A 25,754-nucleotide genomic window follows, 5' to 3' on the forward strand; every position below is an offset into this window, starting at 1 on the left:
CCTCTAAGGATAACTCATAAGCTCGATCCGACCCTTTTCGATGGGCTGACGCATAGGTGGATGAGGGGCTGTTGCAATTAAAAGCCAAAATGCAACTCCTTGCCAAAGGACAGATTCATCAGGATTAAAAGTTGCTGTGTGGTGATCTGTCCGCTCTCCTTTGCGTGCTCCCAAGCACCAGTACGATCCCACCCGATTTTCCAGATAGTACGAAAAGTCTTCTCCAGAGAAAAGGAAAGGGACAGTGCTTGTATTCATGCCGGCATCCTGGATCAGTGATTTGATGAAAGTGTAGTTTTCTGGGTCATTGATAAGTGGAGGGTAACCAGGGTAATAAATGAAAGTTGCAAGATGGGCCTTAGGATAGCTTTTAACAATGAGCTCGATGCGGTACTTGATGGCAGCAATGAACTCTTCAAGTCTTTCGGGGGAGAGAAAATTTCGGACTGCATACCACATTTCGGCATGGCCAGGGCGGATATTACACGCCGTTCCCGCTTTGGAGATAGAGGGGACAAAACTGATGATTTCATTGGGCCCTAGCTTACGGAGTTCGAATCCTCTAAGGCTCATATGAATATCCGTCATGATGTCGATTCCATTCGATCCGAGTTCAGGGCGCATCACATGCCCGCCAGAGCATTCTATTTCGACTTGGAGTTGTCCTGCTTGGCACATAAAATAGCCTGGGCGAGAGATAAAAGTGCCATAATCTTCAGTTGAAGAGATGTGAAGGCCATAACAATAGGAAATTCCTTCTAAGATGCCTTCTTCAACGAGACGTGCACCACCTGATTGAAGCACACCAATTTCCTCAGCCCGTTGCCAGACAAGGCGAAGATTATGAAGGGGGGTCACTTTTCCTGAGGCGAGGGCCTTTAGGGTTCCAAGGAGCATTGCGCTGTGGCAGTCATGACCACAGGCGTGCATGATACCGGGGTGTATTGAGCTGTAGGAAAGGCCGGTTTGTTCCTCGATGGGAAGGGCGTCGATGTCAGCGCGGAAGAGAAGACGTTGGTAATGAGGGTCTAAGTCCACATCAACATAGATTCCGCCTTCTTTTTGATGTAGCTGGATCGGCACTTTTGAAGAGGTCATGATTTTCTCAATTTCGCTCGAAATCAAGGCGAGGGTTTTTTCTTCCTCCCATTGCAATTCGGGAATTTCGTGGAGTTTATGGCGCATTTCAGCTGTAAAACTTTGGTGTTCAAGAGATAAAGATAGAATACTTTCTTTATTCATCATAAGCCTCTTATTTTTTGGCATATTTGAAAAAATCTACAGATATTTTTTTTTAACTGCAACGGATAATAACTCCTTATCAATCAGTGCTTTTTTTGCGCATTTTTTACGTTTCTCCAGGGAGTAACAAATTGTAAAAAATAAAGATTTCTATGTTATATTAAACATATGGGGTGTTGTCTTACAGAGGAGTCCATGAGATAAAGGAAAACCTCTCCTTATCTTGGGCATGGCAGCACCGTATAACCTAAATGATGATCTAGGGGTGCACAGATAGATTTGAGAATCTATGACAAGAAAAGTTACACATGGGCGTTCATAGATCATCATTTGGGTTTTAAAGCCACAACCGGAGGTTTCGTGGAGTTCTTTAAAAAGTTTTGGCTTTTTTTCGAAGAGGTTGCTCGTCTGAGAGGGGAAATGTTCCTCGAAGATCGCTAGAAGCGGTCTGCTCAAGACAGCTCCGGTAAACATGTCTCTTATAGAGACGAAAGAACGTGGGGAAATGCTACCCCATCTTTTATACCTGGGGCGTGTAAACGCAACTTCTTGACCTTCAGGTCAGTTTTCGTTTCATGTGCTGAAAAGCTTATGGGGCGGGGGCGCTGAAGGTTTTTTTTTGGGGGGGATAAGCACTAGAAAACTCAAAAAATGGCACATCACCCTATCTAGTGCTCCATAACAAAAAATTCTATAGCTACTTTAACCATCTTTTCAGTGCCTTTTCCTCTCTTAAAATCTCCTCTTGTCTCATGGACAATGTGGCTGATTTTGGGAGAGAAAAATTCAGCGAAAATCTGGATCAAATTAGCTATAGAATTTTTTGTTGCGGAGCACTAGCTGAGAGAAGAATCGGCAGATTTCGAAAGTATTCCGCTTCGTTTTCGTTTCATGTGCAAAAAAAGTATAAAGACAGAGCTCCTAAAAACCTCTTCACCGAAAAAATTGTGGCGACGTGCTCTAAGCACCAACACGGCTTGCCGCAGTTTTTGCTGCTTTCCTATTCCAATGTGTCAGAACTGATTGAGCCCTTTTATGTGTTGCTGCTAATTCTTTTTCTAATTTTCGATCTGAACGTACTCCATAAATATTCTTTAGAACTTCAGGAGGTGTTGCTGCTAGAAGTTCTAGTAAAGCATTATAGTTACGTATTCCACGGAAATTTTTAACCTGATGGTAGAGAGCTTTTCCTTGCGTTTCTCCTAGGTTACGCATGAGATCTCCATGTAGTAGAGACATAAGAGATTTTACTGTGCAATTTTCACCTCTTTGAGGTTTGTGCATTCGACCTCTCATGACGACACGATCTAAAATCTAAAAACACATCCTATGGAAAATATCGAAAGACACGTATAGTGCAAGGTATGATAAAGAAGAATTGGAAGTTTTATTTGGGGGTGACGTTTATCGTCCTCTCTTTTGCTTTGCCTCTCTTTGGCTTTCTCGTCCCTTTTTTGGGTTTGCCTGTTGGAGTTGCGGCAGTACTCACGGGATTTCTTGTGCTCGGAGGACCCGAGGTGATGATAGTTCTCGCTGTTCTTTTTCTAGGAAGACCAGTTTTCAATCTTATAAAAGAAAAAGTCTTTCGGATCTTTAAAAGAAAGGGGCCTCCCAAACCAGTCTCCATGTTTCGCTATTACCTGGGGTTGATCATTTTTTTTGGAAGTGTGACTCCTTATTATATTAATGTCTATGCTCCTCACTGGTTTCCAGAAAATGAAACGCATCGTTTGTATTGGTTTATTGGCGGTGATTTGTCTTTTGTCTGTAGTTTTTTTGTTTTAGGCGGAGCGTTCTGGGAAAAATTCAAACGTCTGTTTATTTGGAAGGATTGAGTTTGGCTCGAAGGGAATTGAAGTAGGCGATTCTTTTTTCCATCTCTCGCTCAAAGCCTCGCTTGACGGGTTTGTAAAAAGTGGGACGCTCTATTTCTTCGGGAAAGTAGTTTTGTCCTGAAAATCCATCGGGCGTGTCGTGATCATAGGCGTAGTTTTTTCCGTAGTCGAATTTTTTCATCAGCTTGGTCGGTGCATTGAGAATCGTTTTGGGGGGATCTTGATGTGAGGTGTCGGAGGCTAATTTTTGGGCCCGTTTGAAGGCTGTGTAAGTGGCGTTACTTTTGGGAGCAAGGGCAAGGTAGAGGGTGGCTTCGGCTAGGGCAAGTTCACCTTCAGGTGAACCGAGCCGTTCGTATACTTGCCAAGCGCTCAGGGTGATGGTCAGAGCTTCTGGATCGGCAAGGCCGATATCTTCGACGGCCATGCGAACGAGTCTCCTTGCTAGAAAGTTGGGGTCTTCGCCTCCTTCTAACATGCGGGCAAGCCAGTAAAGAGAGGCATCGGGATCAGATCCGCGAACTGACTTATGGAGAGCGGAGATGAGATTGTAGTGTTGGTCGTCGTGACGGTCATAGGCGGCGGGCCTTTTTTGCATGAGAGAGCAGAGGGTGTCAAAGTCGATTTCTCCTTCTTGGAGCGTTTGGAGGTTTTCAAGGGCATTGAGAAGGTGGCGTCCGTCGCCGTGGGACATCAAGATAAGCCCTTTTTTGGCTTCATCAGTGAGATGGATTTTGGATTGGCCTTCTTCAAACCGAGTAATGATTTGCTCAAGCGCTTCGGGTGTCAGTGATTCGAGAGTGAGGACGCGGAGGCGGGAGAGGAGGGCGTTGTTGATGGTGAAGGAGGGGTTTTCTGTTGTGGCTCCAATCAGGATGATGGTTCCTTTTTCGATATGGGGGAGAAAGATGTCTTGTTGCGCTTTGTTGAAGCGGTGAATTTCGTCGATGAAGAGAATGGGTTGGTTATTTAGAAGGGGGCGCGATTCACTTTCTTGGATGAACTTTTTGATTTCAGCAACCCCATTCATGACGCCGGTGAAGCTGACAAAGGTTCGGTTGAAGGCTTTAGCATAGAGGCGTGCGATGGTAGTTTTTCCACAGCCGGGAGGTCCCCAAAGGAGGATCGAGAGAGGGCGCTTTTGGGAAATGATTTTGGTGAGCAGCCCATTTTGTCCCACTAAGTGGTCTTGACCGACAACGTCGGAGAGCTTTTCTGGCCTAAGTTGTTCTGCAAGTGGAGTCGACATACCATGTAGGATATCAGTGATGCGACTTTTTATGAAGATGGCTTGTTTCGGGAACCCATGCGGGCTTGCGGAACTGGTAAATGATGAGAGGAATGGCCATCATCAAGATGAGTCCCACTACGAGAAATCCATCATACACGATCAAACTCCCTGTATCGAGTTGCGAAGGGGGAACAAATCCGATAATAATGGCAAAAACGGAGGAGAGAACTCCGAGACCAGAGACAATCCAAATCCCTTTATGAGGATGGGGAATGCGGTAGATACGTGGCACGTGAGGATGAGAGTAACGAAGACGGATGGCCGAAATGAACATCATGATGTACATAATGAGGTACATTTGAGCTGAGATGGCTGTCAAAATCCAGTAGGCAGTACTAACAGAGGGCATGAAGTTGATGATAAAGGAGGCAGCCGTGACAATGATCGCTTGAAAGAGGAGAAGGTGGGTTGGCATACCGTGTTTATTGAGGTTTTGGAAAAAAGGGGGAAGATTGCCGTGAACGGAGGTAGTGTAAAGAGCTTTGACGGGTCCCATGATCCATGAGTTAACTTCTGCAACAGCACCTAATACGAGAAGAACTCCTAAGACTGGGAGAACCCATTCTAAATGATAGAAGTTGAGATATACTTTTAAGGCTTCCATAAGACCTGCAACAAGGCTGATGTCTTCTCTTGGGATGACGACAGCAATCGAAAGGGCTCCAAGGACAAAGAGAAAGAAAACGATGAGGGCAGAGACCATGATTGCTTTCGGATAATTCTTTTGCGGATTTTTAACTTCTCCCGCATAGGCGGCAGAAACTTCGAGTCCTGCGAAGGCTAAAAAAAGGCCAGAAAGAAAGACCAAATTGCTGATATGACTGAAGTCTGGAATAAGTGTCTTAGCTTCAAAGGGAATTTGGATAGGATGACCCTCTGCGAGCCAAGTGACAGCTAGTCCAATGATGAAAAGTCCTGGGATGATCGTTCCAATGATCACTCCAATTGTACTCACGATACTGGAGGTTTCGACTCCAAAGTAATTGATAAAAGTCATGCCCCAAAAGACAACGAGAACAACGGTTTGAATGAAAACTTTGTTACTCGCAAGCTCGGGATTAAAAATGTAGGCCAAGGTAGCTGCGACAAAAGCGAGAATAGCGGGATACCAAGTGACATTGTGGACCCATTGCATCCAGATTGCGAAAAATCCCCATCGATCTCCTAGGGCTTCTCGGACCCAAACGTAAATTCCCCCAGATTTGCTCCATCCTGTTGCGAGTTCGGCTGAGACAAGTGCACAAGGAATAAGAAAGATGATAGCAACAAGAGCGAAAAAGAATAGCATGCTATACCCGAGCTCTGCAACAAGGGGGAGGTTTCTCAAGCTCGCCATGATTGAAACATTGAACATTGCGAGAACGAAAACTGAGATGACTCGTTTGGGTTTAGATACTGAAACCAAAAGTCGCTCCTATGGTAATATGTCCTTTTTTTCTTTTAAATATTCGATGATGTCATCGGATTCATAAAGAGGAGCTCCATCAATAAATAAGCAGGGAACTTGCGATTTCCCTCCTAAATGTAAGAGCTCTTCTTTTGCTTTCGGGTCCTTATCGATGTCTTTCATAGGGATCGTCTTTTTGATTTCTTTGAGATAATCACGTACTTTTTTACAAAAAGGGCATGACATCTTGTGGTAAAGGACTAAAATCGATTGATGTTCCTCTTCCATTCATCACCTAAATCGCTTAAGATTAAAAAACCACGTCATACCTTTTCTAGAAGAAAAAAGCTATAAAATTTTTGAGGTTAGTCGGTAGATGGCAAGCGTGAATCAATTGGAAATGAGATATGGGGACCGCGTTCTTTTCAAGAATGTTTCTCTCCATTTAACCCGGAAGACCCGCTATGGACTTGTCGGTGCTAACGGAGCTGGAAAGACGACGTTTCTCAAAATTCTTAGCGGGGAGGTGGAACCCACCTCTGGTGAAGTGAATATTCCGAAGGAAGCGCAAATTGGGGTTTTGAAGCAGGACTACATCAAATTCCAAGAAGATAAAATTCTATCTCTTGTTTTGAAGGGAAACCAAGTGGTGTGGGAAGCATTTGAAAAAAAAGAGGCCCTTTTAAGTAAAGGGGAACTGTCTGAGCAGGCTATTGTAGAACTGAGTCGAATTGAAGAGGAACTCCGTCTACGTCATGGCTATCAGGCGGAAGCAAATGCAGCACGTCTGCTTGAAGGGCTAGGTATTCCTCTAGCAGCACATGCAAAACATTTAGGAAGTTTGTCTGGTGGGTACCAACTACGGGTCATGCTTGCTCAAGTTCTCTTTGCAGAGCCTGACATTCTCCTTTTAGATGAGCCGACTAACTATTTAGATATTTTTTCCATTCGATGGCTAGAAGGATATTTAAAAGATTATCAGGGAATTCTTATTTTGAGTTCTCACGATCGGGTGTTTCTCAATCGGGTGTGCCAGGTCATTCTCGATATCGATTATGGGGGAATGAAGCAGTATACAGGGAATTTTGACCATTTCCTTACAGAAAAGGAAAATGACATCGTTCAAAAAGAGGCCCAGCTTCAATCAATTGGGAAACGGAAAGAAGAAGTGCAGCGTTTTATTGACCGGTTCCGGGCTAAATCCTCCAAAGCTAGGCAAGCGCAGTCTCGCGTCAGGATGGTCAAGAAACTTGAAGAAGAAGAAAAGAAATGGGAAGTTTTTCCCACATCGCGACAGTATCCTCATTTCTATTTTCCCCATTGTCGCCCTTCAGGGAGAATCACCCTAGCTGTGAAAGGTCTCAACAAATCTTATGGAGAGAAATCTGTTCTTCATGAGATTTCCTTTGAAATCGAAAAAGGGGAAAAGGTTGCAGTTGTTGGGGCAAATGGAATTGGAAAGTCAACGCTGCTCGAGATCGTGACAGAGTGTCGTGAACAAGATTCAGGGACGTTCCGGTGGGGGCCTCATGTGAAGACAGCTTACTTTCCTCAAGACTTTCACCGACTTCTTGATACTCAAGCAACTTTATATGACTGGCTTGAGTGTGCTTCCAAGTGTTTTCACGCAGAAAAGTTGCGCCAAGCTCTAGGGGCGATGTTATTTGGAGATATGGAAGTTAGGAAGAAGATCCAATCACTTAGTGGGGGAGAAGCAGCTCGTCTTGTTTTTGCTTCTCTCATGTTAAAAGAGCACAATACTCTTATGTTGGATGAACCAACCAACCATTTGGATATGGAGGCAACAGATGCTCTTATCGAAGCTCTCAATGGGTATGACGGAACTGTCATTTTGGTGAGTCATAACCGGTACTTCATTTCCCAAGTTGCCAATCGGATTCTTGAACTTCAAGAAGGAAAAACTCTCGATTTTAAGGGGGGGTATGACGAATTTGTCGCTGTGCATGAACGGGATTATCTTTCTGAAAAGGTTCCAAATTCTTCGAAAAAGAAAGAAAAAAGCTTGGATTTTGAGAGCCGAAAAGAAGAGCGCCGAAAAGTAGCCCGTCTTAAGAAGGATATTCAAAAGTGTGAAGAGGAAATCGAGGATATTGAGCGGAAAATCGAGAAAATCAACGAAATGCTCGCGCAGCCAAATTATTACGATGTAACACCTCAAGATAAAATGCAAGCAATTTTAAAACAAAGGGATATGCTCGAAATTGAAAAGCAAGAGAAGTATCTTTTTTGGGAAAAAATGCACGAAGATCTCGATTTTTAACTTTGTTTTATTTTTTTAAGCGAGTATACAGGAATTACTAGTGCTTCTTCGCAATTCTTAGTATATAGATTGCACTCTGTGGGCTCGATTTGCTTTCCTTAAATCAATCGCATTATTAATGGGAAAATGGGGGATTTGAGGAAGTCAAAGAGTGACTAATAAGGGTCCCAGATTAACTAAGGATTCTGCGGTTTGTCACTAACTTACCAATGGAAAATGTGAAAGAAATGTTTAAAAGAGAAACGAAAAAACTTCTCAAGGCCGCTCATAAAAATCCTCTTTTGGAAAAACTCAAAGCAAAACGGAAACGTACCCTTTCTCGTTCGCTTGTGCGACGACATTGTAGTTTTCCAGTCCTAAGAAATTCAAAATAAATCGATTGAACCTTCTATTAAGAAATGATTAAGCTTTTAACTTCTTAATCACAAATGCATTAGACTTCGTTGAGTTTCAAACCAAAAAGCGTTCAATTTTTCAGTAATTTGAATAGGTTTTTCAGTTTTTTGGTCTTTTTAGTTTATTATTTTCAAAAAAAATAAAAAAAATTAATTTCAAAAAACCATGTTTAGAATAGCTTCTGAATGGGTTTTTAATTTCTTGGTTTTTTTATTTTTGATATTAAATAAGAAAAAAATTTTATTTTTTAATATAAAAACGGTATATTGAAATTTGTAGGATAAATATAGATTTTAAAGCCTCAGTTGAAATTTAGAGTTTTTAAAGTCTTAAAAAGGATTGTAAAGGAATTCCAACAAGGAGCACAGTCAATGCCTGCTAAGAGAAGAAGAAAAAAAGCAGCTTCTTCAAAGAAGACAACTCGTAGAAGAAAAGCTACAAAGACCGCTGCTAAAAAAAGAACAACTAGACGTAAAACAGCTAAACGTAAAACTGCAAAACGCAAGACTGCAAAGCGAAAAACAGCTAAGCGTAAGACAGCTAAGCGTAAATCTGCAAAACGTAAATCAGCTAGAAAAACTACTCGACGTAAAAAAGCTGCGACAGCACCTGCTGCTGCTACTGCTGCTGCTGCGCCAAAAAAACGCAGACGTCGTAGAAAAAAAGCTGCTGCTAAGTAATTAACTACTAATTAAGTAGCTATGATTTGGGGCGTGGGTTCCACGCCCTGATTTTATTTAAAAAGAGCCTTTCATCACGACTTCGTCTAGACGTTTACGCGTTGAAGGGGTTTCTTTTTCTTGCATTGAGGCGGGGAGGTCTTCTTTTTTACCCCGTTTCCCAATTGCCACCATGCATTCCAATTGAAAGTCTTCTGGAACTTTGCAAAGCTCTCGGGCCTTTTCGTAATCAAATCCTTGCATTCCATGAACAACAAGACCATTAACATGGCCTTGTAAGGCTAAGTAGCCCCAAGCAGCTCCAGCATCAAAGCTATGTGTCACAGAGGGTTTCTGGTTGTGTTCGAAGACTTTATGAGACACAATTAAGACAAGCGCTCCTGCTTTTGCGGCCCACTCTTGATTGAATGGAACCAAAGTAGAGAATAAGGGACCCCACTGAGGTGTTTCACGGAAAGCATAAATAAAGCGCCAAGGTTGGGCATTATAGCAAGAAGGAGCCCAATGAGCCGCTTCTAATAACGTCATGAGTTCATTCTCAGAAATGGGTTCACCTGTCATCGAACGCGGAGACCACCGACCTAGAATTAGGGGATGAACGGAGAACTTTGTTTTACGTTTTTCAGCGATTTCTGATGGGAGAGTTATTTCCATGATCCAAATCTTCTCCATATTTGTAGTTTGTTATCTTTCTTATCACAAGATGAGTGACTTGTGCAATGAGGATTCCAAGAATTCCCGTTGCAAAGAGGTCGCTTGGAAAGTGGTCGAGTAAGAAAACCCGACTGAGCGAAAGCAGTAGTGCTATCGTGAAGCCTAGAATACGAAATTTTGGGAAAAGAAGTGCAAGTGATGTTGCAAGAGTCATCGCTGCCATTGTGTGTCCAGAGGGGAGAGAGTGGAAGTGGTGGCTAGGAGAGAAGAATTCAAACCCTGTCATGTCGTATGCAAGAAAACATTCGGGGCGGGCTCGCCCAATGAGCACCTTCAAAACGCGGACGAAGGCAACTGAAATGGCTTGAGCTACGAAAATTTCAAAAAAAGGGAGGATGAACCGCTCTTTAGCATAAGAAAAGCGGGCCCAAATAAATGCGATTCCCCATATGAGTAAATGAAGGGGTGGGAAAATGAGTAGGGAGGCTGCTTTTAAGGCAGTGCGCACTGCCACACGGTAGGGAGCTAGGGCCTTAATCAGAGGATAGTCGATAAAAAAGTAGCAAAGGAAAGCAGCAAAGACAAAGACGAGAAGAAGGCTTCTTAAAAAAGGGGAAAAACTAGTCACAAGAAAAGAGCGAAACTTTATATAGGAAATCATGAGATGAAATATAGAGAATCAGTAGTTTCGAAGCAAGGACATAGCATGCATATAGGAATCATCGGCTGTGGAGTTATGGGGGGTGCGATTGCGAGAATTGCTTCCCATCATCACAATGTGATTCTTCACGATCATAAACAGACTAATGCCACTCCTCTTGCAAAAGAAATTGGTGCAAAAGTCGAACTTGACCTGGGCAAACTCTCCGAAGGATCAGATGTGGTGATTTTAGCCGTGAAACCGAAAGATCTTAAAGTCATTTCGGAGCCGATCTCATCCCATCTGAGTAAAGGGCAACTTGTCGTGAGCATTTTAGCAGGGGTAACTCTCGAAACACTTCAGATGTACTTCCCACATTCAACAGTTTTTAGGGTCATGCCGAATCTGCCGCTAGTTTGTGGACATGGTATGTTAGGCATTGTTGATGATCCTGAGGTCAAAAATGAAGAAAAGCACCGAGTTGAAGAAGCTCTGAAGGGGCTAGGTACAATTTCATGGATGAATGAAGAGTTGATGAACGCTTTCACAGCGCTGACAAGCTCGAATCCGGCGTTTATTTACCTCATGATCGAGGCAATGGTCGAAGCTGGGGTGTCAATGGGATTTAAGGCTGACATGGCCCTGGAATACGTTCTGAAGACTCTAGAAGGATCTGTTGTCCTACTGAAGACGAGCGGAGTCTCTCCAACAGAGCTTAAGATGCGGATCACCTCTCCTGGTGGAGCGACTATTGCCGGTCTCAATGAACTCGAAAGTCAGGGAGTACGAGCTGGAATTATTGCAGGCCTCAAAGCTTGCTATCGAAGAGCCGAAGAGATGGGAGGATCGTAGATCTCTGTTAAGGGGGTAATTTTCCTCTTGCTCAGCATTTCAGGATCACATAAGAGCCTATCATCCCAGATCTTTCTACGTATAAAGGTTGGGAGAAGATTTTTAAAGGAAAAGTCCCAACCGCGCACATCAAGCGTTCCTGAGAAGACTGCAAATCGTCCGGCACCAATGATGGTTGCAAGAGTGATTAAGACAAAAGGAACGGCATAGGGCGCCCCTGCAAGGAGAGCAATCAGAGATGCAACGGCGATGACCATCGCAATGATTCCCATGATGTGAACAAGGGTTTTCTTTTCGTTTTGAACCCGCATGTCATTCATCAGTTTCAATCCTTCATCAATTGCTAGCTCTTGATTTTTTTTATCGCAACTTGTCAGTCCCATCAAGATAGAGTGCGCCGTATCTGAAGCCTCATGAACCAGCCACGGACGGATCCGTCGAGCAAGAGATTTCCTCTTATTATTCAACTCTTTGTCAAGTTGGTTGATGAGTTTTTCTCGTTGCTCTTCAATCGGGAGGTCGCTATATCTTTTTTCGACTTTTTTTGCGATTTTGTCGACTTCATTGGGATTGAGTTGAAGGTATTCTTCTTGTAGATGAAGGATGTTTTTTGCTAAAACAACCTTAGCAAGATCTCGAATTTGCTCTTGTTTTTCCGCGAAGATGAACTTTGAGAAATGAGGGTTTTTCTCAATTTCGCGCTGAAGATCCTCAGTAAATCCTAAGAGCTTTTTTGTGTCTTCTTTTCCGCAAAGTTGTTCAATCATTCTACGGTTTTCTTGTACGAATTGAGCGAGTGCTTTGAAAGCTTTTTGACCTTCAGCGAAACTTGTATTATCTGTTAGGGTTTTGAGGTTTTTGAGCAAGTCAAAGTCAAACTCATCACTAAAGGAGAGCTGTCTTGAAAGTCCGAAACTATCAACAACTCCCTCAATTATACACAATAGAAGGCTGAGAACATAAGCGGGTTTTAGAAGAAAAGAGAGAGTTTGTGGAATGATGTGCAATCCGATTCCGTAGTCAAACGCCGATCCAACTGAACTTCCTATGACAATAGGCACTTCGATGAGAGAAATCATACTATCTTGCACTCCTTCACCGTCCCGATTCTTGATCGAGCCAATCAATGATTTCGTGGCAGAATAGGTATCAGATGGGACCGAGAAAATGTTTGTGACAGAAGGAAGCTTGGGAAATGCATCTTTTTCATACGGAGTGATTCTTTTGGGGTCTCGAATCTTTTCTTGATAGATGCGAGAAGCGTCGGCAAGTAAGGAATTTTTTGAAAATGTAGGTCTGTGCAAGTGAGACGGAGTAGAGGGCCTCGTAATAAGAGGCGGGTAACTAGTCATAGCCCCACTTGACAGACTCATAAGAAAAACCTTTTCCATAGGAATTTTGCCGATCTCACTATTTTATTACTTTTTCAAATTATAAAAAATAGAAATGGTTTTTTAATTTAATAAATACATTATAAACAAAATTTTCTTATTTATAAATGTGATTATTTCAAATTTGATTTGTCATCTTTTCGCAGTTTGATATAAGATAAATTTTTTGATTGACTTTGCGTTAGGTGTTCTCATGTTGAAAAAATATTTTATCTTTCTCTTTCCTGCTTTTTCACTTTTTGCAAAAACTCCGACGTATGATCCGCAGATTATTCCTCAAACCACAGCCCCTATTAACATTGAAGCTAAGGACTTTTCCCATCTTTTAGGACATTTAAAAGGAATTGATGATGACCTATTGAAGATGCATTTTACCCTTTACAACGGGTATGTCAAAAATGCTAGCGCCCTTCTCACGACTTTAGTTCAAATGCGGCAAAACGGGAAGGATACAACCTTGGAATATGGAGCAATAGAGCGGCGCTTTGTGTGGGAATTTGATGGAATGATTCTTCATGAACTCTACTTTGAGAATTTGGGGCCGAAGCCCTTTTTAGATCGAAAAGATCCTTTGTTGTTGAAAATGACGATGGATTTTGGAAGCTTTGAACAATGGAAAAAGAACTTTGTAGCAACAGGCCTCATTAAAGGTGTCGGTTGGGTCATTCTCTATCAAAGCCCGAAGACAGGACACTTAAATAATATCTGGGTAGATGAGCACAATATCAACCTCGTTCCTGGAGGGAAACCTCTCCTTATTATGGATGTCTGGGAGCATGCCTACATCACTGAATATGGGCTCGACCGGGCTGGATATATTGAGGCTTTTATGCAAAACATTGACTGGGAAGTCGTTTCTAAACGATTTAACGATATGGAATCAAGCAAGTAATCCCCCTAAAAAATAAGTTTTTTGTTTTAGGGAGAGCAATTTTCTTCTCTTAAAAAGTCTTACTTTTTTAGAGCTGGCTAAATAGAGAAACAATTACTTTTCGGTGATGACCACTACTGCGATGTTCCCAAAGGTAGACTCCTTGCCAAGTGCCTAAAAGAAGGGCTCCATCTTCGAAGGGGAGAGTTAAGTCTGAGTGAGTCAAAACGGTTCGGATATGGGCAGGCATGTCGTCTGGGCCTTCTGCGTCGTGTCGGTATTTAGGATCTCCATCAATGATAAGAGAGCGAGCAAAGGTCTCTAAGTCTAGACGTACATCAGGATCGATGTTTTCGCAAAGAATGAGAGAAGCGCTCGTATGGCAGAGAAAGAGATGGCAGAGCCCTGATTTCCCTTTGAAGCTTTTCACGACTTCCTCCACATCTTCTGTAATGGAGAGAATCTCTCTTCCCCGAGTGGGAAAGATAAGAGTTTCACGATGCATGTTCTTCTCGAGATCCCTTGACGAGTGTTGTAATGAGTAAGATGATGACGCCTGAAGTTAAGATAAGCATCATTCCCGCTGGAAAGAACTTTTCTGATATCACAAAGCGATAGCTGAAAAATGCTTCAAGAAGAAACATAAGCGCAAAAGCAAAGTAGATTCCCCATTTACGACAGGTAAAGTGGAGAACACTTGACCACAAAAGCGCCAGTCCTGACACCCCTCCGGCAACGAGCGAGGGGACGCTATGCTTGAGAACAAAGCCCATGAACCCGCCCACAAAGACAAGGATGGCGTAGATGAGCAAAATGTAACCATTTTTTTTAAGTGCTTGAATCATGAAATCAATATAACTTTTTAAATCTAAGTTGCCAACTAATTTCTACCTGTCTGCTTCTCTCAATTCTTGAATGTTGATGAGGGATAGGGTGAGAGAAGAAACACAAAAGTAGAGAAAAATGACGCAGTTAAAACTCAAATTTTTGAATTTTCATGAGAAATAGTAATTACTTAAGTGACTATAAAATTAAAGCATTGTTTTTTATTCTTAGAATCTCCATAATTCCGACAGTTATTTCATTGAGGGTGGATATTGGAAAGTGGAAACCAATATCATGCATGACAACAAGAGGAAAGGATGTATACCGAATATCTAGGTCCAATCGCTGAAGAGAATTTGCTAGGATCACAGGAATTACTCCAACGTGCAGCACGTTTACTACAACAAGGAGCGCTTGTTGCAATTCCTACAGAAACAACCTATGGATTAGCAGCCTCAATTCTAAATGAAACTGCGCTGAAGAACTTGTATGAAATTAAAAATCGAGAAACCTCAACTGCTCTACCCATTCAAGTTGCAAATACAGACCAGCTAAAATTTATCACCCGTGATTTGCCACATCAGTTTGACTTGATTGCCAAGCACTTTCTTCCTGGACCTCTTACAATAGTCTTAAAAAAGAATCCTCATTTGTCTTCAACCATTTCCGGTGGCATGGATACAGTTGCTGTTCGCATTTCTTCTAACAAGATTGCACGAAGATTGATCGAGCTTGTGGGATGTCCGTTAGCAATGCCTTCGGCAAACCTTTCGGGGAATCCTAGCCCAACATGTGCAAAACACGTGCTCGAAGATTTCAATGGAAAAATTCAAGGAATTGTCGATGGAGGAAATTCCGAATATGGTTTGGAGTCGACCGTTCTTTCTTTAGAGGATCCTGCAAATCCAGTGATTTTGCGTTTTGGAGTGATCAGTCAGCGCTCCATTGAAAAAGTTTTAGGAACTCAAGTTCGCGTCCATCCAAAGGCACTTCTCAGTCACTTTGGAAAAGTGGGGCAACAAAGACTTCCTGCAATACGTCTTTTCTCTTCATGGGATGAAATGAAGATCTATCTTCAACTTAGCAATGACAGTAGACGTCTTGTCATGAGTCGAGAAGAACGCTTTCCAACACTAAAAATGTGCGACTATTTCAATCTTTGTGCGAAAAACCTCTATGAAGGACTTCGTATGGCTATAAGAGATAGTTACTCAGAAGTTCTGGTTCTCTGCAATCCCACTTTGAAAAATGATGAGATGCTACACCAACGCCTGAAGCAAATTGCCAGCACGTGATGGAGCCCATCCTTTAGAGGGAATGTGGCTTTTTCGCATGCCTGTGACGCTTTAAGTCAAGCCTCTTGCAATTCTTCAGAAATTGTACTCAGGTTAACTAAGAATTCTAGAGCATTAAGCTATGTCTTGGAAAATTTCGTCAAAAAAGTTGAAGAGCGCTGTTTGCTTACCTGATCCATGGTGAATAAATCCGTTCAAGAGATGCATGAGCGCAGAATCTTGATCTCCTTCCTGATAAGAGAGAGCTGCATCAAGTAAGGTGGTTTCTCCAATGAATGGAGCACCCCAGGGAGTCGTTAAGAGGAACTGAACAAGCTCTGCTTTTTCTTTAAGCTGTTCATCTTGTAGAGCTTCAATAGAATCTTTTTCGAGATTAACGATGTCGTGCGCGACTTTTTTTAGAAAGGCTGGATCTTTTGGATCTGCCTGAGAAGCAAAGATTTGCTCCCAATCATTGTGGATCTCATGAAGATCTCGCTTTAGGTCTCTTGCTGCCATAACCAGTGCCTCAACTGTCCTTATTTTATTTTTTTATTATACTATCGTTTTTGAATTATTGGGAATGGTGACTGATATCATTCCAAAGTTGCAAAGCCGGAACATGGTGCTCATAGCTTAAGATTGAAAGAGATGCGGTTGAAAGCATAAAATGACGCCCTTCAAGAAGGGGAAAGCCTAAGAATCTCACAGTTAGAGCTCTTGAAAAATGGCCGCTTGAAAAAACAGCGATGGTTCCCTTTAATGATTCGAGCTTTTCAAGAAAGTCATCGGCCCTTTTTGCGACTTCAGCAGTTGATTCTCCGTTTGGAGCTCCATGATCAAAGATATTCCATCCTGGATGGGTTTGGTGAATTTCGGCTGTCTTTTTTCCTTCATAGTCGCCGTAATTCCATTCAAGGAGCGCATCTGTGATTTTGGCTTGGCTCTTAAGACCACATAGGCAGCAGGTATCATAGGCTCGTTTCAAGGGACTTGTGAAAACATGGTCGAATGTGACCCTTTCAAGTCTTTTCCCCAAATGTTTCGCTTGGCTAATGCCATTTTCCGTCAGGGGAAGATCGGTCAGACCCGTATGTTGTCCACTTTTAGACCACTCTGTTTCCCCATGACGGACAAGAAAGATTTGTTTCGAAGTCATTCTGCTTCTTCGTAAAAGACATCATCCCAGTTATTATCAAGCAGAATCAAGTCTGAAAAGAGCCCTTTCAAGGTATCCATGGCCCCTCCTCCAGATTTGCCGCCTGGCATGACGTTTTCGAGCATGTTTTGCAGACCTTCTTTACTGAAGACGCTGCGTAGCATCTCAGAAATCACGATATCCATGATTTGTGCTGTGGGGATTCCACCTTCACTGCTGATGTTATTTAGCTCGAGGCGGTCAATTGTGCGTAATCGACGGACGCCCTTATTTCCTGTGCGGTAGGCGAGATCAATTTTCAAATCAGTAATGATGAGTTTTTTGATGAGAACAGAGGTTGATGTTCCTTTTGAAGAAGCGGCTTGCTTTTCTTTCCCGGTCGATTCTTTCAAGTTTTGCATGATTTCTGACCAGTTTCCATTTGTGCTACGTTGTGACTCAAACTCCAAACCTAAATAGACGTTGTCCAAACGCATTTCATCAATGACAATGTTATCGTGGAAAAAATTGGAAAAAGGAGTTCCGATGTAAAGACTTTTCACTTCAAGAGCTGTATCGAGAATAGATCCAGGAGGGTTTCCTACACGGATGCCATCCACCTTAATAGAAGAGGACCCTAAGCGAATGGCTTGAATAGAAACCGAGACTTTGGCCCGATCAGAAAGCTTATGAGAAATCCATGAAGGAAGCATATTCCAGCAGAAGATTCCTACTAAGACTATGACAACAATGACTCCAAAAATAATGATCAGTGCTTTTCGCATCGTAGCTCCTCTACACATTTTTTCCTCACCTAAACACATTAAACATTTTTTTTCTAGGGGATGTCGACAATTAAAACAAGTTGTAGAAGGTCTTCTAATGAGAAAAGTTACTCATAGCTCTCTATATAGGGACGCAAGATTATCCAAAGGAATGAGAAGTTGTTTTTCTCCACTCGCTCTTTTTAAAGGTTCATCCAGATAAAGCTCAGGGGGAAGATCATGATCGATTGAAATCCGACTGCGCCCAACTGTGCTTATAAAAATAGCTTCCATTTGTTTTAATGGAAAAACAGTCATATAGTTTTTTGTATTAATTCCAAGAGTAGAGTTAATATGACTTTTAAAAGCTTTTCCTATAAAAGCATGTAGTTGCATGGAAATATCGGAGTACCCTCCTTCTACAAGACTAAGAGGGTTACGGAAAATTCCTCGATTCTCAAAAATTGGTACACCATCGATATTACGCACACCGACAGTCATCAAAATATTTCCAAAAATCTGTGAAATTCTTTTCAGAGTTGTTGGGTTAAATTTTAGAGATTTTGGAAACGATGCGACTCCTTCGATTGGTACTTTTGACACATAGGCTACAAAGTTTCCTTCCAGTAACATCAATTCAAAAGATCGCGCCCCAGTTTCTGTTGCTCTCAGACTTTTCCAGCGGCTACCCCCTTCGTAGATCTCTCTTTCTTTCATCTTTTGAATAAAGGCTGAAAACTCGTGACAGTCTAGTTCGTAACTTTCCTTATTTTTTTGGACTTTTGCAAGCTCGGACGCATCGTTTAAAATGAGCCCTAAATAGTTCAGTATCCCTCTAGAGGTATCGCATAAACGTACACATGCTCTTTGGTAAAAATTCCAATAAATAGAGCGTCTATCCAATCGCTCGATTCCAAAATAAATTTTTTCTCCTTTCGGAGTTGTCCCTTGTGCTGTATAGACACCGTCTTTTATTTGAATAACGTCCCCAATAGAAGCTTTTGAATGCGCTGTAAGAGAAGCCTCTTGTAATACCTCTTTTTTTGTATATTCTTCGATTAAAAAACTGATCAATTCCTTGGATGGATGGGGGAAATAATGAGACCAGGTCTCTAATAATGTGGAGACTTCTTGGATAATTTTTTGCCTTAGATGAGAAGGAACTTTGTCACCAAAGTCATTCATTAACGCGCTTTCAGACTTTCCCGTATTTTCATCAGATGCGCTACCCGTTTTTTGGTTTTGTGTTTCATAATTGGAGGATAGTGTTTTTTGGTAAGCTTGGTAAAAGTGATAAGTTCCACCGATCCCAAAAAGCAATAAAGAGGGTTTAAACCCAATCAAGCCACATGAAATGGCAAATATAATCAAGCCTGCGACTTTTTTTGCCGTTCCTGTCCAAGAGTTTTCAGTGGTTTTTCCAGTATTTGGATGACTTGGTGATAGAATATGATCCCAGTGCATTGCAATTGTTGCAGCACAAACAGCATTGGAAAAGGTCATTTTTTACTCCGCTACTTTTTTTGATTCAATCCTTGCATCCCAGAAAATTGAAAGAATTTTTGGAAACTATTCATTTTTCATGAAATTTTCATGCACGATCACAATGAATGCAAGCGATTTTACCTTTAAATAGGTATAATGATAGCCTATGAAAAGGCATCTATTAAAAATTTTTCTTTTTGTTTTTTGCTTAAGTGCCTTTACTTTTGGCAATGAGGAAAAGTGCGCGACTCCTTCCCATATTGGGCAAAAAACAGTTTGCACCTATGCCAACGGTCGTCCCATCGTGATTGATGTCTATTTCCCCACCAAAAAGGGGACTGCTGAGGTGGCCGACAGCTGTTGGGAATTGCCCCCCATTGCACATGATGCTCCTATGCCAAATCACCGATTGCCTCTTATTCTTATTTCGCATGGATACGGAGGTGCGCGTAATGAGCAGATTTGGCTTGCCGAGCAGCTCGCTCTTGCAGGGTACATCGTTGCGAGTCTCGATCATTATGGGAACACCTGGAAAGATCCGACTCCTCAGGGAATGATTGCAATGTGGCATCGTCCTCAAGATGTGTCAGTAGCAATTGATTACCTCACAACTGCATCGCCTTTTGTCGATGCAATTGATTCCAGTAACATTGGCTTTGTAGGCTTTTCTGTTGGGGGGATGACAGGTCTTTGGTTAGCTGGGGCAGAAGTGAAATCCCTTGAAGCGTTGCACCATTTTGCCGGAGAATCGTCTGAAAAAGTGGTTGAATCCATTGATTTTCAAGAAGGAATGCATTCTTTTCGAGATCCGCGCATTTCCCGTTTTGTCCTTTTAGCGCCGCGTGCTTCTGAATTTACGCCTGAAAGTCTACACAAAATCGAATCACCCATGTTAGTGATTTATGGAACAGAAGATACTGTTTTGCCTCCTCACGAACATGCTTTAACGATTTCGCCTGCTCAAACAATTGCGTTGCCTCAAGCAGGGCATTTTGTTTTCCTGAATCCTGTCACCGAGCAGGGAAAACAAGCCTTGAGCCCTGCACTTTGGGAGGGAAATGAGGAAAGACCACTTTTTCACAGACAAGTCTCTCAAGAGATCATTCTCTTTTTAAAACTCAACTGACGACGCTATCTAAGAATAAGCAAATTAAATTTATCTCTTTGCTGGTAACTAATTTATGTGCTCTGTATACTGCTCTCAGTTTTTGAGGGAGATTTTGGGTTAGAGAGGAAATCTGATGGTGTTAGAGAAGCCAACGTTATTAAAAAATTGGATTGAACCATTTGTAGATGTGACTACATTTGGAGCAGTTGAACTTTTTTCTTTAATGTCACGTCAAATTGCCGTGATGCATCCCTATGCTGTGGGTTCGCTTACTATAGCAACTTCTCATGCTCTCTCTATTGCAGCGGCTAAGAAACTATTCAACCCACAGTCAACTGAAGCTCAAATAGCGGCTACAGTGATGGGTCTTGCACTCAGTACGATCGCACTTCCCTATATCATTGGCAAATGGGCCATTCATTCAGTCATTCGCTTGAATTTTGAAACATCTGTTCGCACCGCAGTAACAAGCTTACTTGTCAAGACAACTGTTTTTACTTTGTACACCCTCGGTAAATCCCTTGTAGATCAGTACCACTGGGAAACTCCAAAAAAACTCAAGGACCTCGATAACCTTGGTACTTCACAACTGCAACATGTGAAAGCTTTTTTTATGGATCATACAGATCAAAAAGAGAATCTCACATTAGCCTTGCAACATGCCTTAACAATTCCCTTAGGTAAATGTTCTGGAATTGGCGATGGTTGGACAAAAGAAAGTCTGCAAGCTGTGCAAGGGCAAGATCTCAGTTTTCTCACACTCGAGCAAAAAAAAGAGCTCAACCGACTCTTTTTGCAGAATCATCTCCTCCCTTCAAAACGGGACTACGTGAAAGAAGAACTTCCCTCCATTCCCGAATCTCTTTCAAAACTCTCACTTGAGCAGCTCACTTGGACCCATCTCATAGCGCAACTCTCTGATACCGCAGTGTCTCCTGAGCTTGCAAAACAGTTTTATGAACAAGGATTTTATCCAGCAAAAACTGAATGGATCGATTGGGCATTGCCTATCCAAGTGGAGTTACTCAGTAAGACTGACTTGTCATGGGTGAAAAACGATCTTATTGCGCATCCTGAGAAGTGGAGAGCACTTGACTTAGAAACGCAAAGAAAGCTTAAAGAAAAAATCACTCTTCCCTATCTCGTTTTTCCGCAGACTAAAGGTGAAGTGAATGCTTTGACAGTGGCAGAACTCAAAAGCTACTGGGAAGCCTTCAAAATAAACAATAATTTGAAGAAGGAATTTCCTCTTGAGATGCGGCGCGTTTTTGCAGCGAGGCTCGAAAAAACATTAGGCTGTAATGCTAATCGCCTTTTCACTAAGGGAGAAGAAAGAGATGAGCCTTATTATCTTTTTGGACGCGTTACACCAAAACAAGCCCTTGCAGTAGGATTCATTGTGATGGTTGTTGCAGTTCCTGCCCTCGCAGCTATTGGAAGTCTTTATTATGGGGCTTCGACAACACCTCCTTCTCAAGAGCCAATGAAAGAAAGCAAAAATCAAACGCAAGAAATCATTCTTCCTCCTCCAGTCGAAGAACTCTCTCTTTCAAAGATTGACCTCTGTCCAGATCACAATTGTTTAATGATTCCGAGTGGAAGCAAAGTCATCGACTATCCTGTGGCTACACCGAATATCACGGTCCATGATCAATCATGGACCCTTGTAGAATCGATAAACAAAGTCGATGATTTCACCCTTCAATTCCTTGCTCATCAAAAGCAAACAGATCCTCGCGATCCTTGCCCTGAACGCAACTGCCTTGAATTATCTTCTTCTCATGCGACATGTAAATCTGACCTTCCTACACCGATAGAGCCTTTTGCTGTTCCGTTTACAGAAAATGCTCTTGATCGCTTTTCAATCCCGCTTCTTCGTAATGCAACTAAACCTGTTATCACAGAAGAGTTTTCCTCATCTGAGCTTTCCTTGACAGATCGAACCATCACCGAGATCGACAGCCCCTGGAAAGATAAGGCACCTAACAGAGCTCCACCTGTCGTTCACGAAGATGTTTGCTCAGTCGATGCTCATGCTTTGACCATTCCAGAAGGAAGTCAGGTTATTGACCATCAGGCCCGACGTATTTCTGATATCACAGTCAAAGATCGCTCTTGGGAGCCTTCTTTAAAATCTACGCAAAAAGTCAATGATTTTTGTCTCTCCATCCTACCTGCAGAGCCTTATCTAATGAATAAAGATATGACTAGAGTGTCATTTCCATTCACTGACCCTACTTATAATGCTACATGTGAAACGCCACATTTTGCGACTCCTCCTGTTTGTGAACCCATCGTTCTTCCTCCACCACAAGAAGTAATCATCACTCCCTTAAGTGAGAATCAATCGTTTTCTATCTTTGATAGCCTCGAGGTTGATTTTTCACACCAGCTCCCCAGAGGAACGAGCACAGCTATCTCTCAAACTTACAAACATATTTCAGACCAAGAGCAAGGATCTCTTATTTGGTCGGTGGTAAGTACCATTGGAGCGATTGCAACGTTAGGCCTTTTGCTCAAAAGAAAAGAGAAAAAAGCGCACCCTCTAATTCGTTGGGAAAATAAAGAAATTGCTGTTGTGAATAGAAATCAAAATAGTGAAGAGCTTGCAAACCAATTGCAGAATGCACAGTACGCAGCAATTAATATTCAGCTGGGAGATAAAAGAATTCAGGTTGCTTTTGATCCCAATGATCTACAAGTCCAAAGAGAGTTTTATCGCATGATGCACCAGACTCCAAGGGGAGCACTTGCTCTTGAAGGTGAAGGTTCGCGTCTTCTTCCTTTAAACATGAGCGCCCAGTTAGGAATGATTGGCGATGGAATGAGAACCATTTTTAATCTCGATCTCAGTCATCCTGTCATGGCACATTTCATTCAAGGTCTTGTCATCCAAGCCCGAGCACATCAGCCTGCTCAAATGGGTGCTTCGCAGCGGTTAGCTTTGGGTTATGAAGGTTCTAGAGGAGTCCCTCAGCGCCTAACTTTTGATCCTCGCACTTCTGGTGTTCGCATGCCACCACTCGGAAACGTTCAAAATCGGTTTCCTGAATTAAGAGTTAACTATTCTGAATTGGCATTGAATCGATCATTGATGGGAAGTCTTCTCTTAGAAGATGGACCGATTATGAGCAAAGAGGCGCAAGAATTTCGTTATGTAGCTTGGAGCTACTTTATTGGAGAAAATGGTCACCCTGCAAAAATGCGCAAGTACCGCGTTGTCTTAGATGAGTATTTAAGGGTGATGCGAGAGCAATTTAAACAAGACCCATTAAAGCTTTTCTTGCATTTTCAAGAGCGTTCAGTACAAGACCCATCTAACACTTTCTATAGAGCCCTCTTCCGCGCGCTTGAAACGCTCATGTGTCCTATTGATCCTCGCAAAGAATATCTCGATGCAAGTACACAGAGATATACGTTTGTTCAAAGTTTACGCGGGGCAATTTTAAGCTCTGAATATCAAGCTATTGAGAAGAAGGCTGAAGAGGCATTGTCATCCGAGGAAAAGTTATGCCGAGATACCATTTGGGTACTTTCTGAATCTTTCTTCCGCCCCGAGATCTATAACTACTTGAAAGAAGTCACAGATCTTTTTGTTCATGAAAGTCGTCTAGACCGTAAACAAGCAGAGGATGATGAGAAGGTCACAGCAGAAAACTTTGTCCGAAAAATTGATGGAAAAAACACCGATATCAAAAAAGCGCCCAAAGATATAGTAGGAAAATCAAACCTTGCCCTTCAATATCAAAAAGCATGTGGCGCCATAGGGTGTGAAGATTTTATTGGAACCAAAAATACTCCTCATTTACGCAATCAGTACGTTTGGCAACATTCAGAAACGGGTGAGAACTTAGTTGTTGATTATTTCCGTCACGGATGTCCCGTCTTACCTGGAAATCTCTTGAGAATTGCGCTTGGTGCAATTACACGATATGTTCCTGGATGGATTGTTAGTTTAGACGTGGCTGTAAGAAGTGGAGAGAGCGTTGCACCTGAATATGAGCAGATGCTTCGAGCTAAAGCTGCGCGTAGAGAAGGGGACCTGTATGTGAACCACCAACGCAGAATTCCTGGTGGAGTTGAAAACGAATGGGATCGTGTCGAAGCAATTGAAGGATTACAAATCACGCATCCGAATGAATTTGTGCTTACTCAGTCTGTTGAGGGAACTTTATTCAAACGGCAAGGGCCATTTGCTAAAGTCTTGACATTTGAAGGACTCATCGATGCGTTTATCCAAACTTATAGCCAGCCTGATAAAGTGGGAAATAATGCTGAGAATATGCTTCCTAGAGTTTTCTGGGATCGGGATTACTGGGGACGGATGACGCTTAATGCAAAGGGAATTGCGTATCTTAAGCAGCTAAAAGAAAAACTCACATTTTTGCATCTGTTCTTTTTTGATGGACGCAAAGACATTGCGTTTGACGGCGTCTCTCCTACGAATGGAGACGAAAAGTATCCATTGCGCGAATGGCAAGTGTTTATTGAACTTTGCTACTCTTTCATGCGTAAAGACCTACTCCTTAACCTTTCAAAAGAGAGTGGATTTAAGATCACTTCAATGAAAGATATATGTAAAGACAAGCTCGATCGGGGTGGAAATGAGGCGAAAAATGAAGATGAAATCGCTTACTACATGATAGGCGACTTAACTGACGTACGATTTGAAGAAACCCTTTATCAACTCCTTGGACCTCCGATCTTGGTGAAGAAAAAAGAAGCAATTCCTAAACGTTTACAGCCTGGGTTGGCAATGTCTCAATTCCTCTATGGGCTCCCTGGAAAAAAGAAAGATCAAATGAAACAATTGGGGAAACAGCTGTTTGAAGGCTGGGAAATGAAAGATGTTGTGGTTCAAAAGCGCAAAGGCCAAAAGGCTTTCCCAACAAAGGAAACTGCTCGCACTAAAGAAGAATACCGCGCTTATCTCTATTCCAAGGGGGTCAAAGAAGCTTCGGAAGTCGATGAAGTTCTGCGCAAGAAGTTTGACCCCGTTCAGTTAAAAGAAGCCTCTGAGCCAGAGGAAGTTTATACTTTTTTAAAGCAAGTAAGCCCCAAAGTTTTCTTTTCGACAGCTGATGCCCAAGTTCAAGCCAATGTGAAACATTATCAAGAAAAATCTAGCGTCAATTCGCAGAAACTCTACGGACAAATTAATAAAGATTTATCAAGGGATCATGGTGGGGCAAGCCAGGTATTATTAAATGGAAAAGCTGTTGAAAGCGCAAAGGATCTTTTTGCTGCTTTGTCAAAGTGTTCAAAAAGTCAGGACGAAGTGCTTGGTTGGATGTCTCTCATTCAACAAGGGCTTTTTGGTGGAATTGAAGACTCGATATGGAATGATTTAGATATTAAAGGGTTTGACTCTGGGTTTCAGATTCGAGGCCATGGTCCAATCGTTGAAAAAAAGCCGGTAATCCGTACTTACAACATCACAACTCATGAAGGTAGAAAGCCAGAAATCTTTGCATCATCTTACTATGAACTGATTGCAAATGATTATGATAAAAAGCAAATCATCAGAGACCAAGCTTACGCTGTCCTTCTATCGCAGTGCAAGATAGATCTCGAAATGAATCAAGCTGTTTCCACATGGCGAGTCGATGAAATCATTGGATCTTCATCTTTATAAAATCA

22 protein-coding genes are annotated in these 25,754 nt (G+C 42.1%); 7 read left to right on the forward strand and 15 right to left on the reverse strand.

Going from position 1 to position 25,754, the window contains the following annotated elements; all coding sequences use genetic code 11:
* Positions 1-3 precede the first annotated feature (3 nt).
* Both SNE_RS05240 and SNE_RS05250 read right to left on the reverse strand, forming a co-directional pair.
* A complete protein-coding gene (locus SNE_RS05240) occupies positions 4-1,245 on the reverse strand; it encodes a M20 metallopeptidase family protein (RefSeq protein WP_158307211.1) in 1,242 nt (413 codons plus the stop codon).
* Positions 1,246-2,202: 957 nt separating this feature from the next.
* Positions 2,203-2,481, reverse strand: a complete 279-nt coding sequence (locus SNE_RS05250) for a hypothetical protein (protein ID WP_158307212.1) — start codon at positions 2,479-2,481, stop codon at positions 2,203-2,205.
* Positions 2,482-2,606: 125 nt separating this feature from the next.
* On the opposite strand from SNE_RS05250, the gene SNE_RS05255 reads away from it, so the two are divergent.
* A complete protein-coding gene (locus SNE_RS05255) occupies positions 2,607-3,077 on the forward strand; it encodes a transporter suffix domain-containing protein (RefSeq protein WP_013943323.1) in 471 nt (156 codons plus the stop codon).
* Here the strand turns inward: SNE_RS05255 and SNE_RS05260 are convergent.
* The 3 genes from SNE_RS05260 to SNE_RS05270 are packed head-to-tail and all read right to left on the reverse strand — an operon-like array spanning position 3,061 to position 6,043.
* Complete coding sequence (locus SNE_RS05260; protein WP_013943324.1) at positions 3,061-4,326, reverse strand: replication-associated recombination protein A; 1,266 nt, start codon at positions 4,324-4,326, stop codon at positions 3,061-3,063. The genes SNE_RS05255 and SNE_RS05260 overlap by 17 nt on opposite strands.
* Positions 4,327-4,339: 13 nt before the next feature.
* The gene (locus tag SNE_RS05265) at positions 4,340-5,773 is read right to left on the reverse strand and encodes an amino acid permease (RefSeq protein WP_041418817.1); all 1,434 of its coding nucleotides are present in this window, start codon (positions 5,771-5,773) and stop codon (positions 4,340-4,342) included.
* Positions 5,774-5,782: 9 nt separating this feature from the next.
* The gene (locus SNE_RS05270; protein ID WP_013943326.1) at positions 5,783-6,043 is read right to left on the reverse strand and encodes a glutaredoxin family protein; all 261 of its coding nucleotides are present in this window, start codon (positions 6,041-6,043) and stop codon (positions 5,783-5,785) included.
* 88 nt (positions 6,044-6,131) lie between these two features.
* On the opposite strand from SNE_RS05270, the gene SNE_RS05275 reads away from it, so the two are divergent.
* Positions 6,132-8,036 carry an ABC-F family ATP-binding cassette domain-containing protein gene (locus SNE_RS05275; RefSeq protein ID WP_013943327.1) on the forward strand — a complete coding sequence of 635 codons (1,905 nt, stop codon included), beginning with the start codon at positions 6,132-6,134 and terminating at the stop codon, positions 8,034-8,036.
* Between the two features lie 697 nt (positions 8,037-8,733).
* Here SNE_RS05275 and SNE_RS13530 read toward each other — a convergent pair.
* The 3 genes from SNE_RS13530 to SNE_RS12245 form a co-directional block, all read right to left on the reverse strand.
* On the reverse strand, positions 8,734-9,081 hold the full coding sequence (locus tag SNE_RS13530) for a pentapeptide repeat-containing protein (protein ID WP_408020854.1): 348 nt from the start codon (positions 9,079-9,081) through the stop codon (positions 8,734-8,736).
* 88 nt (positions 9,082-9,169) lie between these two features.
* Positions 9,170-9,766, reverse strand: coding sequence for a nitroreductase family protein (locus SNE_RS05285; RefSeq protein WP_013943330.1), 597 nt, complete (start codon positions 9,764-9,766; stop codon positions 9,170-9,172).
* Entirely contained in the window at positions 9,735-10,427 is a 693-nt protein-coding gene (locus SNE_RS12245; RefSeq protein WP_013943331.1) for a phosphatase PAP2 family protein, read from the reverse strand. Before SNE_RS12245 ends, SNE_RS05285 begins: the two co-directional genes overlap by 32 nt.
* 3 nt (positions 10,428-10,430) lie before the next feature.
* Between SNE_RS12245 and proC the strand changes: the two genes are divergently transcribed.
* Positions 10,431-11,258, forward strand: coding sequence for a pyrroline-5-carboxylate reductase (proC, locus tag SNE_RS05295; RefSeq protein WP_013943332.1), 828 nt, complete (start codon positions 10,431-10,433; stop codon positions 11,256-11,258).
* Here the strand turns inward: proC and SNE_RS05300 are convergent.
* Positions 11,225-12,610 carry a hypothetical protein gene (locus tag SNE_RS05300; protein WP_148258962.1) on the reverse strand — a complete coding sequence of 462 codons (1,386 nt, stop codon included), beginning with the start codon at positions 12,608-12,610 and terminating at the stop codon, positions 11,225-11,227. The two genes, proC and SNE_RS05300, sit on opposite strands and share 34 nt — an antisense overlap.
* 232 nt (positions 12,611-12,842) lie before the next feature.
* On the opposite strand from SNE_RS05300, the gene SNE_RS05305 reads away from it, so the two are divergent.
* The gene (locus SNE_RS05305) at positions 12,843-13,541 is read left to right on the forward strand and encodes a superoxide dismutase (protein ID WP_079891598.1); all 699 of its coding nucleotides are present in this window, start codon (positions 12,843-12,845) and stop codon (positions 13,539-13,541) included.
* A 67-nt stretch (positions 13,542-13,608) separates the two neighbouring features.
* Here SNE_RS05305 and SNE_RS05310 read toward each other — a convergent pair whose 3' ends face one another.
* Both SNE_RS05310 and SNE_RS05315 read right to left on the reverse strand, forming a co-directional pair.
* A complete protein-coding gene (locus tag SNE_RS05310) occupies positions 13,609-14,025 on the reverse strand; it encodes a secondary thiamine-phosphate synthase enzyme YjbQ (RefSeq protein ID WP_013943335.1) in 417 nt (138 codons plus the stop codon).
* Positions 14,015-14,365, reverse strand: a complete 351-nt coding sequence (locus tag SNE_RS05315; RefSeq protein ID WP_013943336.1) for a TMEM14 family protein — start codon at positions 14,363-14,365, stop codon at positions 14,015-14,017. Before SNE_RS05315 ends, SNE_RS05310 begins: the two co-directional genes overlap by 11 nt.
* Positions 14,366-14,662: 297 nt before the next feature.
* On the opposite strand from SNE_RS05315, the gene SNE_RS12250 reads away from it, so the two are divergent.
* A complete protein-coding gene (locus SNE_RS12250) occupies positions 14,663-15,640 on the forward strand; it encodes an L-threonylcarbamoyladenylate synthase (RefSeq protein WP_013943337.1) in 978 nt (325 codons plus the stop codon).
* 114 nt (positions 15,641-15,754) lie between these two features.
* On the opposite strand, the gene SNE_RS05325 is transcribed toward SNE_RS12250, so the two are convergent.
* From SNE_RS05325 to SNE_RS05340, 4 genes are all read right to left on the reverse strand, one after another.
* Positions 15,755-16,138 (reverse strand): hypothetical protein, encoded by a 384-nt coding sequence (locus SNE_RS05325; RefSeq protein ID WP_013943338.1) that lies wholly within the window; start codon positions 16,136-16,138, stop codon positions 15,755-15,757.
* Positions 16,139-16,193: 55 nt separating this feature from the next.
* Positions 16,194-16,778: a histidine phosphatase family protein gene (locus tag SNE_RS05330; protein WP_013943339.1), complete on the reverse strand. Its 585-nt coding sequence runs from the start codon at positions 16,776-16,778 to the stop codon at positions 16,194-16,196.
* The gene (locus SNE_RS05335; RefSeq protein ID WP_041418821.1) at positions 16,775-17,542 is read right to left on the reverse strand and encodes an AsmA family protein; all 768 of its coding nucleotides are present in this window, start codon (positions 17,540-17,542) and stop codon (positions 16,775-16,777) included. The genes SNE_RS05330 and SNE_RS05335 overlap by 4 nt, the downstream gene beginning before the upstream one ends.
* A 111-nt stretch (positions 17,543-17,653) precedes the next feature.
* Positions 17,654-19,024 carry a hypothetical protein gene (locus SNE_RS05340; RefSeq protein ID WP_041418823.1) on the reverse strand — a complete coding sequence of 457 codons (1,371 nt, stop codon included), beginning with the start codon at positions 19,022-19,024 and terminating at the stop codon, positions 17,654-17,656.
* Between the two features lie 148 nt (positions 19,025-19,172).
* Here SNE_RS05340 and SNE_RS12255 point away from each other — a divergent pair, with 148 nt between their 5' ends.
* Together SNE_RS12255 and SNE_RS05350 are read left to right on the forward strand one after the other, a co-directional pair.
* Positions 19,173-20,132, forward strand: a complete 960-nt coding sequence (locus SNE_RS12255) for an alpha/beta hydrolase family protein (RefSeq protein WP_013943343.1) — start codon at positions 19,173-19,175, stop codon at positions 20,130-20,132.
* A gap of 115 nt (positions 20,133-20,247) precedes the next feature.
* Positions 20,248-25,749 carry a hypothetical protein gene (locus SNE_RS05350; protein WP_013943344.1) on the forward strand — a complete coding sequence of 1,834 codons (5,502 nt, stop codon included), beginning with the start codon at positions 20,248-20,250 and terminating at the stop codon, positions 25,747-25,749.
* Positions 25,750-25,754 lie beyond the last annotated feature (5 nt).

The sequence above is a fragment of the Simkania negevensis Z genome (genome assembly GCF_000237205.1).
GTDB classification, from domain to species: Bacteria; Chlamydiota; Chlamydiia; order Chlamydiales; family Simkaniaceae; genus Simkania; species Simkania negevensis.

Bases quoted from the DNA above. Each gene is read 5' to 3' on its own strand.
- SNE_RS05275 (WP_013943327.1), top strand. From the start codon at position 6,132: ATGGCAAGCGTGAATCAATTGGAAATGAGATATGGGGACCGCGTTCTT.
- SNE_RS05260 (WP_013943324.1), bottom strand. From the start codon at position 4,326: ATGTCGACTCCACTTGCAGAACAACTTAGGCCAGAAAAGCTCTCCGAC.
- SNE_RS05255 (WP_013943323.1), top strand. From the start codon at position 2,607: ATGATAAAGAAGAATTGGAAGTTTTATTTGGGGGTGACGTTTATCGTC.
- SNE_RS05340 (WP_041418823.1), bottom strand. From the start codon at position 19,024: ATGACCTTTTCCAATGCTGTTTGTGCTGCAACAATTGCAATGCACTGG.
- SNE_RS05335 (WP_041418821.1), bottom strand. From the start codon at position 17,542: ATGCGAAAAGCACTGATCATTATTTTTGGAGTCATTGTTGTCATAGTC.
- SNE_RS05250 (WP_158307212.1), bottom strand. From the start codon at position 2,481: ATGTCTCTACTACATGGAGATCTCATGCGTAACCTAGGAGAAACGCAA.
- SNE_RS05325 (WP_013943338.1), bottom strand. From the start codon at position 16,138: ATGGCAGCAAGAGACCTAAAGCGAGATCTTCATGAGATCCACAATGAT.
- SNE_RS05300 (WP_148258962.1), bottom strand. From the start codon at position 12,610: ATGACTAGTTACCCGCCTCTTATTACGAGGCCCTCTACTCCGTCTCAC.
- SNE_RS05305 (WP_079891598.1), top strand. From the start codon at position 12,843: ATGTTGAAAAAATATTTTATCTTTCTCTTTCCTGCTTTTTCACTTTTT.
- SNE_RS05285 (WP_013943330.1), bottom strand. From the start codon at position 9,766: ATGGAAATAACTCTCCCATCAGAAATCGCTGAAAAACGTAAAACAAAG.
- proC (WP_013943332.1), top strand. From the start codon at position 10,431: ATGAAATATAGAGAATCAGTAGTTTCGAAGCAAGGACATAGCATGCAT.
- SNE_RS12255 (WP_013943343.1), top strand. From the start codon at position 19,173: ATGAAAAGGCATCTATTAAAAATTTTTCTTTTTGTTTTTTGCTTAAGT.
- SNE_RS05240 (WP_158307211.1), bottom strand. From the start codon at position 1,245: ATGATGAATAAAGAAAGTATTCTATCTTTATCTCTTGAACACCAAAGT.
- SNE_RS05270 (WP_013943326.1), bottom strand. From the start codon at position 6,043: ATGGAAGAGGAACATCAATCGATTTTAGTCCTTTACCACAAGATGTCA.
- SNE_RS05330 (WP_013943339.1), bottom strand. From the start codon at position 16,778: ATGACTTCGAAACAAATCTTTCTTGTCCGTCATGGGGAAACAGAGTGG.
- SNE_RS12245 (WP_013943331.1), bottom strand. From the start codon at position 10,427: ATGATTTCCTATATAAAGTTTCGCTCTTTTCTTGTGACTAGTTTTTCC.
- SNE_RS12250 (WP_013943337.1), top strand. From the start codon at position 14,663: ATGTATACCGAATATCTAGGTCCAATCGCTGAAGAGAATTTGCTAGGA.
- SNE_RS05310 (WP_013943335.1), bottom strand. From the start codon at position 14,025: ATGCATCGTGAAACTCTTATCTTTCCCACTCGGGGAAGAGAGATTCTC.
- SNE_RS05315 (WP_013943336.1), bottom strand. From the start codon at position 14,365: ATGATTCAAGCACTTAAAAAAAATGGTTACATTTTGCTCATCTACGCC.
- SNE_RS05350 (WP_013943344.1), top strand. From the start codon at position 20,248: ATGGTGTTAGAGAAGCCAACGTTATTAAAAAATTGGATTGAACCATTT.